At 74.9% G+C, this 17,407-nt stretch carries 14 protein-coding genes; 2 read left to right on the forward strand and 12 right to left on the reverse strand.

From position 1 onward, the window contains the following. The first annotated feature begins 195 nt into the window (after positions 1 to 195). A complete protein-coding gene (locus tag QOZ88_RS14005) occupies positions 196 to 1,182 on the forward strand; it encodes a UDP-glucuronic acid decarboxylase family protein (RefSeq protein WP_306000361.1) in 987 nt (328 codons plus the stop codon). Between the two features lie 157 nt (positions 1,183 to 1,339). Further along, positions 1,340 to 2,938: a substrate-binding domain-containing protein gene (locus QOZ88_RS14010; RefSeq protein ID WP_306000362.1), complete on the forward strand. Its 1,599-nt coding sequence runs from the start codon at positions 1,340 to 1,342 to the stop codon at positions 2,936 to 2,938. A 64-nt stretch (positions 2,939 to 3,002) separates the two neighbouring features. On the opposite strand, the gene QOZ88_RS14015 is transcribed toward QOZ88_RS14010, so the two are convergent. The 12 genes from QOZ88_RS14015 to QOZ88_RS14070 all read right to left on the reverse strand — a co-directional run bounded on the left by QOZ88_RS14015 (position 3,003) and on the right by QOZ88_RS14070 (position 17,274). Further along, entirely contained in the window at positions 3,003 to 3,971 is a 969-nt protein-coding gene (locus tag QOZ88_RS14015; protein WP_306000363.1) for a glycosyltransferase family 9 protein, read from the reverse strand. An 85-nt stretch (positions 3,972 to 4,056) separates the two neighbouring features. Next, a complete protein-coding gene (rfaE2, locus tag QOZ88_RS14020; protein WP_306000364.1) occupies positions 4,057 to 5,421 on the reverse strand; it encodes a D-glycero-beta-D-manno-heptose 1-phosphate adenylyltransferase in 1,365 nt (454 codons plus the stop codon). After that, on the reverse strand, positions 5,418 to 6,209 hold the full coding sequence (locus QOZ88_RS14025; protein WP_306000365.1) for a D-sedoheptulose-7-phosphate isomerase: 792 nt from the start codon (positions 6,207 to 6,209) through the stop codon (positions 5,418 to 5,420). Before QOZ88_RS14025 ends, rfaE2 begins: the two co-directional genes overlap by 4 nt. Then, on the reverse strand, positions 6,206 to 7,420 hold the full coding sequence (locus QOZ88_RS14030; protein ID WP_306000366.1) for a glycosyltransferase: 1,215 nt from the start codon (positions 7,418 to 7,420) through the stop codon (positions 6,206 to 6,208). The genes QOZ88_RS14025 and QOZ88_RS14030 overlap by 4 nt, the downstream gene beginning before the upstream one ends. After that, positions 7,417 to 8,400, reverse strand: a complete 984-nt coding sequence (locus tag QOZ88_RS14035; RefSeq protein WP_306000367.1) for a glycosyltransferase — start codon at positions 8,398 to 8,400, stop codon at positions 7,417 to 7,419. The genes QOZ88_RS14030 and QOZ88_RS14035 overlap by 4 nt, the downstream gene beginning before the upstream one ends. Beyond that, complete coding sequence (locus QOZ88_RS14040) at positions 8,397 to 9,473, reverse strand: glycosyltransferase family 9 protein (protein WP_306000368.1); 1,077 nt, start codon at positions 9,471 to 9,473, stop codon at positions 8,397 to 8,399. Before QOZ88_RS14040 ends, QOZ88_RS14035 begins: the two co-directional genes overlap by 4 nt. Continuing rightward, the gene (locus QOZ88_RS14045; protein WP_306000369.1) at positions 9,470 to 10,996 is read right to left on the reverse strand and encodes an HAD-IIIA family hydrolase; all 1,527 of its coding nucleotides are present in this window, start codon (positions 10,994 to 10,996) and stop codon (positions 9,470 to 9,472) included. Before QOZ88_RS14045 ends, QOZ88_RS14040 begins: the two co-directional genes overlap by 4 nt. 579 nt (positions 10,997 to 11,575) lie before the next feature. Then, positions 11,576 to 12,253, reverse strand: coding sequence for a 3-oxoacid CoA-transferase subunit B (locus QOZ88_RS14050; protein WP_306000370.1), 678 nt, complete (start codon positions 12,251 to 12,253; stop codon positions 11,576 to 11,578). Next, positions 12,250 to 12,915: a 3-oxoacid CoA-transferase subunit A gene (locus QOZ88_RS14055; protein WP_306000371.1), complete on the reverse strand. Its 666-nt coding sequence runs from the start codon at positions 12,913 to 12,915 to the stop codon at positions 12,250 to 12,252. Before QOZ88_RS14055 ends, QOZ88_RS14050 begins: the two co-directional genes overlap by 4 nt. Positions 12,916 to 12,984: 69 nt before the next feature. Continuing rightward, entirely contained in the window at positions 12,985 to 14,673 is a 1,689-nt protein-coding gene (locus QOZ88_RS14060) for a tripartite tricarboxylate transporter permease (RefSeq protein ID WP_306000372.1), read from the reverse strand. 3 nt (positions 14,674 to 14,676) lie between these two features. Then, positions 14,677 to 16,230 (reverse strand): tripartite tricarboxylate transporter substrate-binding protein, encoded by a 1,554-nt coding sequence (locus QOZ88_RS14065; protein WP_306000373.1) that lies wholly within the window; start codon positions 16,228 to 16,230, stop codon positions 14,677 to 14,679. 42 nt (positions 16,231 to 16,272) lie between these two features. Then, a complete protein-coding gene (locus QOZ88_RS14070; RefSeq protein ID WP_306000374.1) occupies positions 16,273 to 17,274 on the reverse strand; it encodes a tripartite tricarboxylate transporter substrate binding protein in 1,002 nt (333 codons plus the stop codon). Positions 17,275 to 17,407: the final 133 nt, after the last annotated feature.

Below are 17,407 nucleotides of genomic sequence, written 5' to 3' on the forward strand. Positions count from 1 at the left end.
CCCCCGTGGAGGCCCGGGCCGGCTGCTGGGCTGAGCGTGCCCCCCCCCCCGGGGGGGCCGCCGGTCTCCTGCGGGAGGCCGGCGGCCCGTCGGCGTTCCGCGGCAAGAACACTTCGACGCCGAAGTGTGTGCGGAGTTGATCTCCGGGTAGGGGCCGCCAGAGCGCGCTCCCGCGCGCCGTCGAGGAGGGCAGCCATGGTCAGCGGGCCGGTTCGCGAGGCACGGACGATCCGGCGGGCGGTGGTCACCGGCGGTGCGGGGTTCCTCGGCTCGCACCTGTGCGAGCAGTTGCTCGAACGCGGCGTCGAGGTCGTCTGCCTCGACAACTTCCTCACCGGCGCTCCCGAGAACGTCTCGCACCTGATGGAGCACCCGGGGTTCCGGCTGGTCCGCTGCGACGTCACCGACTACGTGCACGTCCCCGGCCCAGTGGACCTGGTGCTGCACTTCGCCTCGCCGGCCAGCCCGATCGACTACCTGAAGATGCCGATCGAGACGCTCAAGGTCGGCAGCCTGGGCACCCTGCACACCCTGGGCCTGGCCCACGAGAAGGGTGCCCGGTACGTGCTGGCCTCCACCTCCGAGGTCTACGGCGACCCGTTGCAGCACCCGCAGACCGAGGAGTACTGGGGCAACGTCAACCCGGTCGGCCCGCGCGGCGTCTACGACGAGGCCAAGCGGTTCAGCGAGGCGATGACCACCGCCTACCGGACGTCGAAGGGCACCGACACCGGCATCGTCCGGATCTTCAACACCTACGGCCCCCGGATGCGCGCCGACGACGGCCGCGCCATCCCCGCCTTCGTCAACCAGGCGCTGGACGGCCGGCCGCTCACCGTCGCCGGGACGGGCTCGCAGACCCGCTCGATCTGCTACGTCGACGACACCGTCGCGGGCATCCTGGCGCTGGCGTTCTCCGACCATCCCGGGCCGGTGAACATCGGCAACCCCGACGAGCTGTCGATGCTGGCGCTGGCCCGCTGGATCGTGGAGCTCACCGGGTCGGACTCCCCCGTCGACCACATCCCCCTGCCCGTCGACGACCCCAAGGTCCGGCGCCCCGACACCACCCGTGCCGAGCAGCTGCTCGGCTGGCGCCCCCGGGTGACCTCCGAGGAGGGGCTGCGCCGCACCGTCGACTGGTTCGCCGTCCAGCGGACGGCTGCGGCACCGACCGTCTGACGGTCCGTCACGACTCGTGCGACGAGTGTCACCCCGGCGCGACGCGGGACACATCTAATCTGGAACGGCGAGCTCTGGGGGAGCCGCACCCACCCCGAGTCGACCTCAGAGAGCGAGCATGGGCCGTCACGCAGATCCCGCAGCCACGCGCCGTCCGGTGCCTCCCGTTCTCGTCGCCGCCGGCCTCGCGATCGTCCTGGTCCTCGGTGGCCTGGTCTGGTGGCTGGCCGGGAGCGGTGGCTGTGACGAGGACGTCACCGTCGACGTCACGGTGGCCCCGGAGCTCGGCACGCTGACCGAGGAGCTGCTGAGCTCGGTCGAGTCACCCGACGACGCGCTCTGCGTCAGCGCGGAGGTGACCGCCCAGCAGCCGCTCCAGACCGCGGGTGACCTGGGCGCGCTCGACGAGGGCTCCCTGCCCGACGTGTGGGTGCCCGACTCCTCGCTGTGGCCGGCCCGCGTCGCCGGCGGCGCCGAGCTGGAGCCGGTGGGCTCGATGGCGGTGTCCCCCGTCGTCCTGGCCACCAGCGAGTCCGTCGTCGACGAGCTCGGCTGGACGGGCGAGGGCCCGGGCTGGGCCGAGGCGCTGGGCACCGGACGACCGCTGGCCGTCCCGGACCTCGCCGCCAGCGCCGAGGCGCTCTCCGCGCTGGCCGCGGTGCGCACCGCCCTGGGTGGGGACGCCGACGCCGACAACGCCGTGGTGGCCGCCGTGCTCGCCGCCGCCCGCAGCACCGAGCTCACCGCGGGCGAGGCGCTGACCGCCGGCAGCGAGGGCGGCTCCGAAGCCCCGCTGGTGCCGGTCAGCGAGCAGGAGGTCTACGCCATCCACCAGGAGGCCGAGGACTCCGCCCTGCTCGCCGTCTACCCCGCCGAAGGCTCCCCGGTGCTCGACTACCCGGTGCTGCGGGTGGGTTCGCCCACCGGCGCCCAGGCCCGCGCCGTCGAGATCGTCACCGACCGCCTGCTGTCCGAGGAGGCGCAGGCGGCCGTCCGGGACGCGGGCTTCCGTGGGCCGGAGGGCGACGCCCCGCCCGGCGCCGGCGCCGACACCGGGATCGCCGAGGTGGCCCCCGAGGTGCTGGCCCTGGAAGCCCCGCAGGTGCAGGGGCTGCTGACCCGCCTCTCCAGCCTCGCCGCGCCGTCGCGCGTCCTGACGGTCTTCGACGTCTCCACGTCGATGGAGGCCCCGGTCAACGGGGGCACGCGGGCCACCCTCGCCCGGGACGCCGCCCGGAGCACGCTCTCCCTCGTCCCCGACGACTACGCCCTGGGCCTCTGGGCCTTCGCCTACGAGCTGGACGGCGAGCAGGACTGGACCGAGCTCGTGCCCACCCGCGAGCTGGACGCCGTCGTCGATGGCGAGACGCAGCGCGCCGTCCTCGACGAGCAGCTGCAGACCATCCCCGAGCGACTGACCCCCGGCGGGACCGGGCTGTACGACACCACGCTGGCCGCCGTGCGGGCCGCGCGGGAGAACTACGACCCGACGGCGGTGAACAGCGTCCTCGTCGTCACGGACGGCACCAACGAGGACGACGCCGAGGGGACCAGCCTGGACAACCTGCTGATCACGCTGGCCGCCGAGGCCGACCCCGACCGGCCGGTCAAGGTGATCGGGGTGGCGCTGGGGCCGGACGCCGACCTCAGCGCGCTCGAGCAGATCGCGGAGGCCACCGGCGGCGCGGCGTACTCCGCCGTCGAGGAGGAGGACCTGCAGATGGTCCTCTTCGACGCCCTCCGCCAGCGCTCGTGACATCGTCGTCCTCCGGACGACACCGCGACCACGTGCCGTCCCCCGGCGGCGTGGAGCCACTGCGTCACGCCTGCGCGGACCCCTCCGGGATCCACTCGGCGTGACCGGGCAGGAGCTCGTCGAGTGCCCCCTCCACCTCGTCGACGGTGATCTCCGCCAGCGCGGGGTCGAGGTCGGTGCCCCACGGGTCGCCGGTGCCGTCGCCGTGCCAGAGCACCACGTGCTGCGGGCGCGGCGGCGGCCCCCACAGCGCCGGTGGCACCGGGCCGAAGAGCACCACGGACGGTCGCCGGTAGGCGGTGGCCAGGTGCGCGACACCGGTGTCGCCGCACACGACCAGCCGCGCCGCGGCCACCACCGACGCGAGCTCCACGGACGTCGTCCGGCCGGCCAGCACGGCCGACTCCGGCAGCCCGGCCGCCGCGGCCACCGACCGGGCGAGCTCCACCTCCGCCGGGCCGCCGGTGATGCGCACGTCGTGGCCGCGGGCGGCGAGGTGGCGGGCGACGGCCGCGAAGCGCTCCGCCGGCCAGCGCCGGCCGGGAAACGCCGCCCCCGGGTGCACCACGGTGGCCCCGCGCACCGGCGGCGGCACCGCGGGCACGGCGATGTCCAGCGCATCGGGATCGGCGTCGACCCCGAGCCCCTCGGAGACCAGCCGGCACCAGCGCTGGACCTCGTGCTCGTCGGGGTACCAGGTGGGTCCGGGGTAGCCGGGGCTGGCGAAGGTGAGCAGCCGCTGCGGGTGCAGGCCGGCGACGACCACGTGCGAGGCCGGGCCCTTGCCGTGGAGGTCGACGGCGAGCTCCGGCGGCGGCCCCGACCAGTCCAGCGGCTCCAGCTCGCGGGCGGGCAGCACCTCGTCGACGGCGTCGATGAGCGCGGCCAGCGGCTGCAGCGCCGTCGTCGTCGCCAGCACCACCCGGTGCCCGGGCACCGCCGCCCGCACCGCGCGGATGGCGGGCACCCCCGTCAGCAGGTCCCCCAGCCCCAGCGGCCGCAGGACGACTGCCGCGGGCGCCTCGACGCTCACCGGCCCCCGGCATAGGAAGCTTTACCTGCGGAAACGGGGGCGGATCCACACGTAAAGCTTCCTATGCCTGTCAGCACGGCGGGCCTCATACGCGGGAGCGCTCGACCAGGGCCGTGGTCGAGTGGCCGTCCAGGTAGGGCAGGACGACGGCCTGACCGCCCCAGGAGCGCAGCACCTCGGCCTCGGGCAGGTCCGCACCGGCGTAGTCGCCGCCCTTGGCCCACACGTCGGGGCGCAGCCGGTCGAGCACCTGCGTGGGGGTGTCCTCGTCGAAGACGACCACCGCGTCGACGAACTCCAGCGCCTCCAGCACCCGGGCGCGGTCGGGCGCGGTCACCAGCGGCCGCGAGGGGCCCTTGAGCCGGCGCACCGAGTCGTCGGAGTTGATGCAGACGACGAGGCAGTCGCCCAGCCCGCGGGCGGCGCGCAGCGTGGCGACGTGCCCGGGGTGCAGCAGGTCGAAGCAGCCCCCGGTGGCGACGACGGTGCCCCCGGCGGCGCGCACCCGCGCGATGACGGCCTCGGCGCCGGGCTCGGTGGCCACCGCCTCGACCCGCTCGTCGGCGTCCCAGGCGGTCGCTCCCCCGCGGGCGACGAAGGCCGACGCGAAGGCCACCGCGGCGGCCACCGCCTCGCCGGTGACCGCGCCGTCGGCGAGGGCCAGCGCCGCGGCGGCGGCGAAGGAGTCCCCGGCGCCGCACGGGTCACCGCCGGTGACCGCGACCGCGGGCACGACCATCGGTGCACCGGTGCCGTACGAGAGCAGCGCGCCGCGGGCGCCCATCGTCACCGCGACCGCGCCGACTCCCCAGTGCCGGATGAGCGCCTCCGCGCGGGCACCGACGGCGGCCAGGCCCTCGCCGTCCACGGCCGGGACCACCCGGGCCGCCTCCGCGCCGTTGGGCGTGACCAGGCGGGCGCTGGGCACCGGGTCGGCGCCCCGCGGGTGCGGGTCCCAGACGACGGGGCCGCGGGCCCCGGCCAGGGCCGCGCGCACCGCCGGGTCTGCCGTCGTCCCCCGGCCGTAGTCGGCGACGAGGACGGCGGCGGCGTCGCGGATCGACACGGCGGCCGCGGCGGGGAGCTCGCCGAGCACGGCGACCGGCGCGCCGCTGTCCAGCCGGGCGACGGAGTGGTCGCCGACGCGCACCCGCTGCTTCACGGCGGTGCCCCCGGTGGCCGGGATCTCGACCAGGCGGACGCGGCCGGCGAGCAGGGCGCGCAACCGGTCGGCGTCCTCGTCGGAGTCCAGCGGCGCCACGAGCACCACCTCGCGGGACCCCGCCGCGGCCGCGATGACCGCCGCGAGCGCGGCGCCCCCCGGGCGTTCCCGCCGCTCGACGTCCTCGACCACCGGCACCGGGGCGTCGGGACTCAGCCGCGACGCGGTGCCGACCAGGTCGACGTCGAGCAGCGCGTCCCCGACGACGACCAGCGGCCGGGCGCTCACTTCGCCGCCTCGAACGACGGCCCCGTCGGCACCCGCGGCGGGTCGGCGAGCACGGCCGCGTCGAAGGCGGCACAGACCAGGTGCAGGGCGGCCAGGTGGCACTCCTGCACGGTGGCGGTCCACGGGGAGTCGATGCAGACCGCCTCGTCGGCGGCGGCGGCCAGCGGGTTGGGCGCCGGCCCGGTGATCGCCAGCGTCGTGATCCCGCAGTCGCGGGCGCGCCGGGCGGCGGCGACCGCGTTGGGCGAGCGGCCCGACGTCGACAGCAGGACCAGCACGTCACCCGCCCGGCCGTGGGCCTCCACCTGCCGGGCGAACAGCTCGTCGGCCGGGTAGTCGTTGGCGATCGCGGTCAGCGAGGAGGTCTCCGCGGTGAGGCAGATGGCCGAGAAGGGCGGGCGGTCCGCGCGGTAGCGGCCCACCAGCTCGGCGGTGAGGTGCTGGGCCTGGGCGGCGCTCCCGCCGTTGCCCGCGGCCAGCAGCCGGCCGCGGTACGGCCCGCAGAGGACGTCGGCCAGCAGCCGGCCCCAGCGGTCGAGCGCCGGCAGCTGGTCCTCCAGCGAGCGCAGCGCGTTCCGCAGCGAGGCGACGTGGTCGGCCCCGGTCAGGTGGGTGCAGGTGTCCGGCGCCGGGACCTCGCGCTGTGCTCCGTGCGCCGGGTCCTGCGCCGCTCCATCGTGCGCCGGGTCCTGCGCCGCTCCATCGTGCGCCGGGTCCTGCGCCGCTCCATCGCGCGCCGGGTCCTGCGCCACGACGTTCTCGAAGAAGGAGTGCGGGGTGACGCTCATCGGGCGACCTCCACGGGACGGTGCCGGGTGAGCACCTGGCGGTAGACGGTTTCGGTGTCGGCGACGACGCGGGCCCAGCGGTAGCGGGTGCGGGCCCGCTTCACGCCCGCGGCGCCGTAGGCGGCGCGGCGCTCGTCGTCGGCGAGCAGCGCGGCGAGCACCGCGCCGAGGCGCTCGGGCTCGCGCGCCGGGACGAGGTCGCCGGTGACCCCGTCGACGACGGTGTCCTGCAGCCCGCCGACGGCCGTGGCCACGACGGGCCGGGCGCAGGCCATCGCCTCCAGCGGCGTGATGCCGAAGGGCTCGTACCAGGGGACGGCGAGCACGACGTCGGCCGAGCGGATCCAGGCCGGGACGTCGGCGCGGGCGACGGCCCCGGCGAACACCAGCCGGTCGGCGACCCCGGCCTCGCCGGCGATGGCGCGCAGCCGGCGCACCTCGGGGTCGGCGTCGAGCTCCCCGGCCGGGGGGCCGCCGACGACGACGAGCTCGGCGTCGGGCACCGCGCGCAGCGCCCGGACGGCGTCGTCCTGGCCCTTGCGCTCGACCAGCCGGCCGAGGACCAGCAGCCGCTGCCGCTCACCCCGCGGGGCCACCGGGCCGCGGGGCGTGAACACCGCGGTGTCGACGCCGCAGGGCACGATCGAGACGCGGTCGCTGGGAAGCCCCAGGCGACGCAGCTCGAACACCTCGTCGGAGCAGGTGGCCACCACCTGGGCCACGTCGCGGCAGAGCCCGCGCTCGAGGTCGATCCGCTCGGCCGGGGAGGTGTCGGCGTCGCCCTGGTGCCGGCGCTTGACCGAGCCCAGCGCGTGGAAGGTCTGCAGCACCGGCACGGGGGCGAGCAGGCTGGCCGACGCCTCCACCGAGGCCAGGCCGCTCATCCAGAAGTGCGCGTGCACGACGTCGGGGGGCTGCGCCGCCCAGCCGTGCCGCAGCACCCGCGCGAAGGCGGGCATGTGCTGCAGCAGCTCGTCCTTCGGCAGCGACTGGGCCGGACCGGCGGTGACGTGCACCACGTTGTAGCCGTCCTGCACCACGACCCGCTCGGGCAGCGACGCGTCGTCCCGGCGGGTGTGCACGGTGACCTCGTGCCCGCGCTGGGCGAGCCCCGCGGCGAGGGCCGCGACGTGCACGTTCTGCCCGCCCGCGTCCACGCCGCCGATCGCGGCGAGCGGGCTGGCGTGCTCGGACACCAGATCGATCTTCATCGGGTCACCTCCTCGAGCAGCGCGTCCCAGTCGCGCAGGAAACGGTTGAGGCCGTAGCGCTCCAGAGCGGCGGCGCGCGCGGCCTTGCCGGCCAGCCGGGCGGCGTCCTCGTCGTGCAGGAACTCGCGCACGGCGGCCCACAGCCGTTCGGGCCGGGTGGAGACGACCCCGGCCTCGGCGGGCACCGCCTCGACCACCTCGGTGGTGGCCAGCGCGACCACCGGCATGCCCAGGTGCATGGCCTCCAGCAGCGAGAGGCCCAGCGACGTCCAGCGCACCGGGTGCACGTACAGCCTGCGGCGGGCGAGCTCGGCGTGCATGGCGTGCTGGGGCGGATCGTCGAACAGGGTCACCCGCGCCGGGTCCAGCCCGTACTGCTCGTGCAGGCCGGTGAGCCCCATGCCGAAGACGTCGAGCGGCGCGGCCGCGGCGAGCCCGGGCAGCAGGTCGGCGCCGACGGTGCGCCCCCGGCGGACCGGCTCGTTGGTGACGACGGCGGCGCGGGCCAGCTCGCCGGTCCACCGCTCACCCGGGTCGACGATGCCGTGCTCGATCACCGTCGTCGGCGCCCGGCCGTTGTCGTAGAACAGCTCGTTGAAGTGCGTGACGTGCGCGATCGGGATGTCGTCGCGGTCGGCGATCGGGTGCCGGGTGTGCGGGACCGGCCCGTCACCCGGCTCCAGGCCGGGCGCGTTGTGCTCGAGGAACACCGCCGGCAGGTCGCGGCCGGGCTCGCGCCCGAGCCACTCGCGGCACAGCTCGAGGTCGCGCCGGCGCTGCAGCACGACGACGTCGGGCTGCTCCTCCTCCCGCAGCTGGGCGGGGGTGACCTCCCGCGCCGAGGCCGGCCAGTCCCACGTCCGGGCCCGGCCCAGCCCGTCGCCGTCGCGTCCCGGGGTCACCGGGAGCAGGTACTCGTGGCGACCCTGGACGAACGCCGTCGTCCAGGAGCCGTGCACGTGCCAGATCAGGATCTTCACGCTCTCACCTGGGTGCTCGTCGCCGCCTCTCGGGCTGCGGCAGGGGTGCGGTCGACGGCCGGCTGCTGGACCGTGAGCAGTTTCTCCACCGCGGCGACCACGTCGGACGCGGTCACCTCGGTGAGGCAGGGGTGGCCGGCCACGGGGCACTCGCGGGCCCGGGTGCCGGCGCAGGGTGCCGACTGGTCGCCCAGCAGCACGCTGGGCACGCCGTAGGGCGCCCAGCGGGCGGCGGGGACCACCGGCGAGAACAGCGAGACGACGGGGGTGCCGACGGCGGCGGCCAGGTGCGCCGGGCCGGTGTTGCCGACGACGACCGCCGCGGCGCCGTCGAGCAGCGCGGCCATCTCGGCCAGCGAGGTCGCCCCGCCGAGGTCGACGCCGAGGTCGCCGGCGACGAGGGCGGTGAGCTCCCGCTCGGCCGGGCCACCGGTGACCAGCACCCGGTGGCCGGCGTCGGCGAGCGCCTCGACCGCCTCCGCGCAGCGCCGGGCCGGCCACGCGCGCGCGGGCACGGAGGCGCCCGGGTGCAGGACGACGTAGCCGGGTCGGTGCGCGACCGGGGGCAGGGGTCGGCGCACCGCCAGCCGACCGTCATCGCCGGCCGGCAGCTCGAACCCGGCGGCCCGCGCGAGCGATAGCGCACGCTCGGGTTCCGGGAGGTCGTCCTCGACCCGGTGGCGGACGTCGAGCAGCGTGCCGGGGTAGTCCACGCTGATCGCCGAGATGCGGGGCACGCCCGCCGACCGCAGCACCAGCGCCAGGGGCAGGGGCGACTGGTGGAACGACGTCGAGACGACCGCCTCGTCGGGCGCGAGCGCCCGCACGCGGTCGGTGAGCGCGGCGAGGTCGTCGGCGTCGACCGGCGGCGGGTCGCCGAGGATCCACGGGCAGGACCAGGTCCACACCTCGTCGACGCCGGGCAGCAGCTCCGCCGCGGCCGCACCGGCGGGCCCGGCGAGCAGCACCACGCGGTCGGCGCCGTGCGCGACGGCGCGCACGAGCGGGCCCTGCAGGAGGACGTCGCCGGCGTTGTCCAGCCGGGCGACCAGGACGGTCCGCGGGGCCCTCACCACAGCCCGGCCAGGACGTCGTCGACCGCGTCGGGCAGGCTCGCCGCCCGCTGCGGGGCCGCCGCCACCTCTTCGCGGCGGGTCACCGGCGTGGGCACCAGGATGCCGCGGGCACCGGCCGCGGCGGCCGCCTCGACGTCGGCACCGATGTCGCCGATCACGACGCAGCGGGCCTGGTCGACGCCGAGCTCGGCGCACGCGGCGAGCACCATGCCGGGCGCGGGCTTGCGGCAGGCGCAGCCGTCGTCCGGGCCGTGCGGGCACACCTGGACCGTCTCGAAGGGGCCGAGCAGCTCGTCGAGCCGCTTCATGCAGGCGTCCACCTGGTCGGGGATGATGAGCCCGCGGGCCACGCCGGACTGGTTGCTCACCACGCCGACCCGCACGCCACGGGCGCGCAGCCGGTCGAGGGCCTCCTGAGCACCGTCCACCGGGCGCACCCACTCCGGGTCGCCGTTGTAGGGGAAGTCGTGCACCAGCGTGCCGTCGCGGTCGAGGAGCACCAGGTCGGGCAGGCCGCGCCAGCGCGGCACGCCCACGTGCTGGACGACGCCGCGCAGCCAGTGCCAGGTGGCCAGCGGCGGGATGAGCGCGCTGGTGGCGAGCATCGTCGTCACCTCGGCGCGGTCGCGCGGGCCGGGGGCGATCCGCCGCCAGGCGAACTCGGCGGTGCCGGCGGCCCAGGCGGCCGCCGCGGCCAGCGCGACCCGGTGCCGGCGGGCGGCGGCCAGGCCGACGGCGGCCAGCGCGGCGGCGGTGACCGCGGCGTGCTGCGGGCGGCGGCCGAGCGCGGCGTCGGCACGGTCCCGCCAGCCCGGCCCGTGCAGCCGGCGCATGAGGACGTCGTCGGCGTTGCCGGCCTGCACCCGGACGCTGACCCAGCGGTCCGCGGGCCGGGCCGGGTGGGTGATCCACCGCTCCCCGCGCACGAGCCGGGAGCCGGTGTCCATGACCCGCAGGGCGAGGTCGGAGTCCTCGCGGAAGGCGCGGGGGAAGCGCTCGTCGAAGCCGCCGACCGCGGTGAGTGCGCTGCGGCGGTAGGCGAGGTCGGCGGTGATCCAGCTGGAGGTGGCCAGGCCCGCGGTGCCGCGCTCCCAGTCGGTGGGCCGGCGATCCTCGGGCAGGGGCACCCGCACCCGGCCCTGGCTGCCGGCGACGTCGTCGGGCAGGTCGGCGAGGTCGGCCGCCAGCCGCTCGTACCAGTCGGGGTCGGTCACCACGTCGTCGTCGAGGAAGGCGATCCACTCGGTGCGGGCGGTGCGCCACCCGAGGTTGCGGGCCCGGGCGGGGCCCCCTCCCCCGGTGCGCACCACGCGGACCGGCGGCAGGCCGGGGCGGTCGGGCTCCAGCGGCTTCCCGGTGGGGCGGTCGTCGACCACGACGAGCTCGGCCGGGCGGGCGCCCGGGGCAGCGGCCAGCGCGTCGAGCAGGACGTCCAGCGAGGGACGTCCGATCGTCGGCACGACGACGGTGCACTGCGCGAGCATGATCGCGTCCTGCCCGTTCTCGTACCGGCGAAACACTACGGGCTTGAAGTGTTCGCGGCCGGCAGGCGAACGGGGGACCCCAGGCGCTGCGCCGGCGCCCGCCGGAGGCCCGGACCGGACCACCTGCCAGGGACGGGCGCGGCCGTGGGAGGTGCCCCAGGGCAATAGCGTTCTGCCCACCCCGGCGGGGCAGAGGACTACTGCCCGCAGGACAGGTACGGCGTGCCGCAGCGCCGAGGAACCGTCCCGGCGCAGCACCGCCGGGAACGGGTTCGACGACGCCGGCCAACCGCCGCCGCAGGCCGCGCCGGAGGAGGTGTTCCGGGAGGAGTAGCGCTCTGCCCACCCCGGCGGGGCAGAGCGCTACTGCGCAGGGAACAGGTAGTGCCCAGGGAACAGGTAGGGCCCAGGGAACAGGTCGGCGGCGAGCGCGGCCGCGAGTACCGGACCGGCGGAAAGCACCCCGGCCCGGTCGGAGTCCGGCCGGCACCGGGCGCAGGCTCCGGCCGGCACCGGGCGCAGGCTTCGGCCGGCACCGTACGCGAGCTCCGGCCGGTACCGGGCGCGGCTTCCGGACGGTGCTCGGGGCGGATCCCGGCGCGGCGCCCGAGCGGGTCAGCGGCCAGTGGGTGCCAGGACCGCGACCTCCTCGGCGTAGGCCAGCGGCGCGGCGGTGCGCCGCTCCAGCTCCTCGCGGGTGAGCCCGGCGACCATCTCGCGCACCAGGAAGCCCGAGGGGGTGACGTCGATGACCGCGAGCTCCGTGTAGATGCGGTCGACCACCTGCGCGGCGGTCAGCGGGTAGGTGCACTCCGGCAGCAGCTTGGGCCGGCCGTCCGGCGTGGTGTGCATCATCAGCACCAGCACCCGTTTGGCGCCGACCGCGAGGTCCATCGCGCCGCCGACCGCCGGGGGCAGGTGCGCGTCGTCGGTCGCCCAGTTCGCCAGGTCGCCCTGCGCGGAGACCTGGAAGGCGCCCAGCACGGTCACGTCGATGTGACCGCCGCGCATCATCATGAACGAGTCGGTGTGGTGGAAGTAGGAGCCGCCGGGAACCAGCGTGACCGGCGCCTTCCCGGCGTTGATCAGCTCCCAGTCCTCCTCCCCCGCAGCCGGTGCGGGCCCCATGCCGAGGATGCCGTTCTCGCTGTGGAAGACGATCTCCTTGCCGGCGGAGACGACATCGCCGACCAGCGTGGGCATGCCGATGCCCAGGTTCACGTAGGAGCCGTCGGGGATGTCCTGGGCCACCCGGGCGGCCATGCCGGTGTGCGAGAGCGGGGTCGCGGTCATGCCGCCACCTCGACGACCCGGTCGACGAAGATGCCCGGGGTCACGACGGCCTCGGGGTCCAGCTCGCCCAGCTCGACGAACTCCCGCACCTGCACCACGGTGAGCTCGGCGGCGGTGGCCATGGTGGGGCCGAAGTTCCGCGCCGCCTTGTTGTAGACCAGGTTCCCCCAGCGGTCCGCGCGCAGCGCCTGGACCAGCGCGACATCACCGCGCAGCGGCTCCTCGAAGACGTGCCGCCGTCCGGCGATCATGCGCACCTCCTTGCCGCGGGCCAACAGCGAATCGGCGCCGGCGGGGGTGAAGAAGCCGCCCAGGCCCGCGCCCGCGGCGCGCATCCGCTCGCTGAGGGTGCCCTGCGGCACGAGCTCGAGCTCGATGTCCCCCGCCCGGTAGAACTCCTCGAACCAGATGGAGCCGGCCGACCGCGGGTACGAGCAGATGATCTTGCGCACCCGCCGCTCACGGATGAGCGCGGCGACGTCGGTCTCCCCGCTCCCGGCGTTGTTGGTGACGATCGTCAGGTCGCGGGCACCCTGCTCCAGGAGCGCGTGCACCAGCTCGACCGGCACGCCGGCGGCACCGAACCCGCCCACGAGGACGGTCGCGCCGTCCGGCACGCCCGCGACCGCCTCGGCGAGCGACGCCACCCGCTTGTCGATCACTGCGCCCCCGATGGTCTGGCCGGTACGGAGCGACCGGGTGCTGGCGGCGGTACCCGCCGCCGGGATCGGTCAGCCACGGTCAGGCCCCGGCCCCCCGTCCGGCGCCCCCGAGGCGGTCGAACCCGTCGCCCCGGTCGAGCCTGACCCGTCCCGCGGCGCTCCGGTCGTCGCGCCCTCCGTGTCGTCGGTGTTCTCCGCACCCGGCGTGCCCTCGGGCTCGGCGGTGGTGCCGGTCGCCGCGAGGTCCTCCTCGCCCGGCGTGGACGGGCGGCTGCGACGCCGCCGGCGACGGATGCCCTGGACGGTGCTCCAGAGGATCACCAGGGCCATCAGGGCGAAGAGCGTCCCGGACATGGGGCGGGTGAAGAAGGTGGAGAACTCGCCGCCCGAGATCAGCATCGACCGGCGAAAGTTCGACTCGAGGATCGCGCCCAGGACGAAGGCCAGCACCAGCGGACCGGGCTCGAAGCCGGTCTTCTTCATGATCCAGCCGATGACGCCGAAGGCCAGCACGACCCACATGTCGAAGATGTCGTTGTTCACCGAGAAGACGCCGGCCATCGTGACCAGCAGGGCGAACGCCGCCAGGATGCCCGCGCGCACCCGCAGCAGCTGGACGAAGAAACCGACGAGCGGGATGTTCAGGATCAGCAGCATCAGGTTGCCGATGGCCATCGAGGCGATGACGCCCCAGAAGATCTCGGGCTGCTGGTCGATCAGCTGCGGGCCGGGCGTGATGCCCTGGATCAGCAGCGCACCGAAGATCAGGGCAAGGACCACGTTGGGCGGGATCCCGAGGGTGAGCAGCGGGATGAACGCCGAGGTGGACGAGGCGTTGTTCGCCGTCTCCGGCCCGGCGACGCCCTCGATGGCGCCCTTGCCGAACCGGGTCGGGTCCTTGGCCCGCCGCTTCTCGGTCGCGTAGGAGGCCAGCGAGGAGATGACGCCACCACCGCCGGGCAGCACCCCGATGAAGAAGCCCATCACCGACCCGCGGGCGATCGCACCCGAGGAGTCCTTGAGGTCCTTGCGGCTGGGCCAGATGTTGGAGATCTTGCTCTTGAGCGCCTGCGCCTTCTCGGTCTTCTCGACGTTGTAGAGGATCTCGCCGACGCCGAAGAGCCCCATCGCCACGGCGACGAAGTCGAAACCGTCGAACAGCGAGATCGACCCGAAGGTGAAGCGGTTGGTCCCGGTGATCAGGTCCTGCCCGACCGTGGCCAGCAGCAGGCCGAGCGCCGCCATGGACAGGCTCTTCACCGGGTGCCGGGTGCCCAGGTAGGTGACCAGCAGGATGCCCAGCGCGGTGAGGGCCACGTACTCCTGGGAACCGAACTCGACCGCCAGGTCGGCCAGCGGCGGCGCGAGCAGGATCAGCCCGATCACGGAGACCGTGCCGCCGACCCAGGAGCCGATCGCGGCGATGCCCAGCGCGGGGCCGGCCCTGCCCTGCTTGGCCATCTGGTAGCCGTCGAAGGTGGTGACGACCGAGGCCGCCTCGCCCGGGAGCTGCAGCAGGACGGAGGTGATCGTGCCGCCGTACATCGACCCGTAGTAGATGCCCGCGAGCAGGATGACGGCGGTGACGGGCTCGATCTCGTAGGTGATCGGCAGCAGCAGCGCGATGGTCGCCGTCGGCCCGAGGCCCGGCAGCACACCGATGACCGTGCCGATGAGCACGCCGAGGAAGACGTAGAGCAGGTTCGTCGGGTCCAGCGCGACCGAGAAGCCCTGGCCGATGCCCTCGAGGATGCCCATGCCTCAGCTCCCGACCGGTGCGAAGACGATGCCGTCAGGGAACGGTACGGCCAGCGCCTCGACGAAGACGAGGTGGAACGCCAGCGCACCGAGCACCGCGAGCGGGACGGCCCAGCGCCACGGCTCGCGGGCGAAGATCCGCAGCCAGAAGAGCAGCATCAGGATGGCCGAGACCAGGAAGCCGATCGTCTCGAAGAGGACGATGAACACCGCGAGGCTGGCCAGCCCCAGGGCGATCCCGAGGGTGCCGCGGGTCCACGGCTCGTAGTCCTCGGGGTCGTCGATGAAGAGCAGCACGATCCCTGTCCCGGTGAGCAGCATCGCGACGATGAACGGCCACAGGCCGGGGCCGGGGGCGTTCAGCTCACCGAGGCCCAGGCTGCGGGCGCCCAGCATGCCCGCCACGCCCAGGAGCACCAGGATCAGCGGCGCGAGCCGGTGCAACTGCTTCGTCATCAACTCTCCGGGGGAAGGTGCGGACGCGACCGGGCAGCCGCGGGGGACCGGGACGGCGCCGGTCCCCCGCGGCCGCGGGAGGTCACTCCTGCAGGATCGGCCCGTAGGCCTCGATGATGCTGTCGATACGGGGGGCTCGATGATGCTGTCGATCCGGTCGGAGAAGGCGGCGCTGTCCACGAACTCGTCGGGAACGTACTGCTCCCCGAGCTGCTCGCGCACCTCGTCCTTCTGCAGGCAGGTGTCCACCGTCTCCTCGAGCGTCGAGACCACGTTGTCGGGGACGCCCGCCGGGGCCGCGAGGCCGAAGACCGACACGCTGTTGGTGAGCTCCGGGAAGCCGGACTCGGCCAGGGTCGGCGCGTCGATGTAGTCCACGGGCTCGGCCGGGCTGACCGCCAGCGGCAGGAAGCTGCCGGCGTCGATGTTCTCCAGCACGTCCTGCGAGCTGTTGATGAAGATGGCGTCGACGTTGCCGCCGAGGATCGCCGTCGTCATCTCGGCGTTCCCGGTGAACGGCACGGCCGTGACCTCGACGCCGTACTCCTCGGCCAGCCGCCGCAGCTCCATGGCCTGCGACGTCGTGGTGCCGGGGACCCCGACGTTGAGCTCGCCCGGGTTCTCCTCGGCGTAGGTGAAGAACTCCTCGGCGGTGCTGAACTGCGAGCCCTCCCCGACGATGAGGGCCGAGGGGATCTCGGTGACCGCGGCGATGGGGACGTAGTCCTCGTTGGTGTAGCCGACGTCGTCCTGCAGCGGGTTGGTGGCCGAGGCCGGCACCGCGATCAGCGACAGCGTGTAGCCGTCGTTCCCGCCGGCGATCATCGCCTGCATGCCGACCGAGCCGGAGGCGCCCTCGCGGTTCTCCACGACGACGGTCTGGCCCAGCTCTTCCTCGATGCAGCTGCCGATGGTGCGCCCGGCCAGGTCGGTCGGGCCACCGGCGGCGTAGGGGACGATCAGGTTGATGGTCTCGGTCGGGTAGTCCGGCGCGGCCTCCGCCGAGTCCTCGGTGCCGGCGTCCTCGGTCCCGCCGCAGGCGGCGAGGGAGAGCACGGACGCGGCGATCAGCGCGGGCCAGGTCGAGCGGGTACGGCGCATGGGTTCCTCCGGTGGTCGGGGGCGGGTCGTACGGGGATCGGGTCAGCCGAGGATCGGTTCGTAGACCTCCTGCGTGCGGTCGAGGACCTCGCCGAGCTCCTCGGCGCCGGCGAACTCCTCGAGGACGTACTCCTCGCCGAGCGTCTGCTGCACCTCGGGCTTGTCCAGGCAGGTCTGCAGGGTGTCCTCCAGCGTCGAGACGACGTCGTCGGGCAGCCCGGCCGGGCCGGCGAGGCCGAACGTCGAACCGGAGAGGGTCAGGCCGTCGTAGCCCAGTTCGGTGAACGTCGGGGTGTCGGGCAGCCAGGACAGCCGCTCCTCGGGCGAGGCCACGAGCGGGACGAAGGCGCCCGACTCGATGTTCTGGACGACGTCGCTCGAGGCGTTGATGAGCACGGCGTCGACGTTCCCGCCGAGGAGGGCGGTGGTCATCTCGGCGTTGCCGTTGAACGGCACCGCGGTGACCTGGACACCGTGCTCCTCGGCCAGCCGCTGCAGCTCGATCGCCTGCGGGGTGGAGGCGCCGGGTGTGCCCACGGTGACGGTCCCCGGCTGCGCCTCGACCGCGGCGAAGAAGTCCTCCGCGGTGGCGTACGGCGAGTTCTCCCCCACGGCCAGCACCGACGGCACCTCGGTCATGACGCCGACGGGCGTGATGTCGTCCTTGGTGTAGCCCACCTCGTTGGCCAGCGGGGTCAGCACCATGGTGCCCGCGGTGACCAGGGAGAGGGTGTACCCGTCGGGCTCGGCGGCGACGAGCTCGCTCGTGGCCAGGGCGCCGGAGCCACCCGGGAGGTTCTCGACGACGACGGTCTGCCCGAGCTCCTCCTCGATGCAGGCACCGACGGTGCGGGTGGTCAGGTCGGTCGGCCCGCCGGCGCCGTAGGGCACGATCATGCGGATCGACTCGGCCGGGTACGACGACGCGTCGCCGCCCCCGCCACCGCCCTCCGCAGCGGTGCCGCCGCCGCCGCCGTCCTCACCGCCGCAGGCGGCGACCAGACCGATCAGTGCCACGCCTGCGAGGCCTGCCGAGATGCGCATTGCTTCTTCCCCCCAACGGTCACCGCTGACCGGTCTGCCCCCCACCGGAACGCGTCCGGTCGGTGGTGCGGATCACCTGGATACAAGCACAGGGCGACCCGGGCAGCCCCCCGAAAAGGCAACGATCCGGACT

The organism is Blastococcus carthaginiensis (assembly GCF_030731085.1).
GTDB lineage: Bacteria > Actinomycetota > Actinomycetes > Mycobacteriales > Geodermatophilaceae > Blastococcus > Blastococcus carthaginiensis.

Bases quoted from the DNA above. Each gene is read 5' to 3' on its own strand.
- QOZ88_RS14005 (WP_306000361.1), top strand. From the start codon at position 196: ATGGTCAGCGGGCCGGTTCGCGAGGCACGGACGATCCGGCGGGCGGTG.
- QOZ88_RS14025 (WP_306000365.1), bottom strand. From the start codon at position 6,209: ATGAGCGTCACCCCGCACTCCTTCTTCGAGAACGTCGTGGCGCAGGAC.
- QOZ88_RS14030 (WP_306000366.1), bottom strand. From the start codon at position 7,420: ATGAAGATCGATCTGGTGTCCGAGCACGCCAGCCCGCTCGCCGCGATC.
- QOZ88_RS14050 (WP_306000370.1), bottom strand. From the start codon at position 12,253: ATGACCGCGACCCCGCTCTCGCACACCGGCATGGCCGCCCGGGTGGCC.
- QOZ88_RS14060 (WP_306000372.1), bottom strand. From the start codon at position 14,673: ATGGGCATCCTCGAGGGCATCGGCCAGGGCTTCTCGGTCGCGCTGGAC.
- QOZ88_RS14065 (WP_306000373.1), bottom strand. From the start codon at position 16,230: ATGCGCCGTACCCGCTCGACCTGGCCCGCGCTGATCGCCGCGTCCGTG.
- QOZ88_RS14070 (WP_306000374.1), bottom strand. From the start codon at position 17,274: ATGCGCATCTCGGCAGGCCTCGCAGGCGTGGCACTGATCGGTCTGGTC.